At 54.1% G+C, this 775-nt stretch carries 1 rRNA gene; it reads right to left on the reverse strand.

Going from position 1 to position 775, the window contains the following annotated elements:
• A 16S ribosomal RNA gene (locus GMJ66_RS20315) occupies positions 1-775 on the reverse strand; the annotation flags it as partial.

Below are 775 nucleotides of genomic sequence, written 5' to 3' on the forward strand. Positions count from 1 at the left end.
TTGTACCATCCATTGTAGCACGTGTGTAGCCCAGGTCATAAGGGGCATGATGATTTGACGTCATCCCCACCTTCCTCCGGTTTGTCACCGGCAGTCATCCTAGAGTGCCCAACTGAATGCTGGCAACTAAGATCAAGGGTTGCGCTCGTTGCGGGACTTAACCCAACATCTCACGACACGAGCTGACGACAACCATGCACCACCTGTCACTCTGTCCCCGAAGGGAAAACCCTATCTCTAGGGTGGTCAGAGGATGTCAAGACCTGGTAAGGTTCTTCGCGTTGCTTCGAATTAAACCACATGCTCCACCGCTTGTGCGGGCCCCCGTCAATTCTTTTGAGTTTCAGCCTTGCGGCCGTACTCCCCAGGCGGAGTGCTTAATGCGTTAACTTCAGCACTAAGGGGCGGAAACCCCCTAACACCTAGCACTCATCGTTTACGGCGTGGACTACCAGGGTATCTAATCCTGTTCGCTCCCCACGCTTTCGCTCCTCAGCGTCAGTTACAGACCAGAGAGTCGCCTTCGCCACTGGTGTTCCTCCACATCTCTACGCATTTCACCGCTACACGTGGAATTCCACTCTCCTCTTCTGCACTCAAGTCCTCCAGTTTCCAATGACCGTTCGCGGTTGAGCCGCGAGATTTCACATCAGACTTAAAAGACCGCCTGCGAGCGCTTTACGCCCAATAAATCCGGACAACGCTTGCCACCTACGTATTACCGCGGCTGCTGGCACGTAGTTAGCCGTGGCTTTCTGGTTAGGTACCGTCAAGG

The organism is Oceanobacillus salinisoli (assembly GCF_009733865.1).
Lineage (GTDB): Bacteria > Bacillota > Bacilli > Bacillales > Amphibacillaceae > Oceanobacillus > Oceanobacillus salinisoli.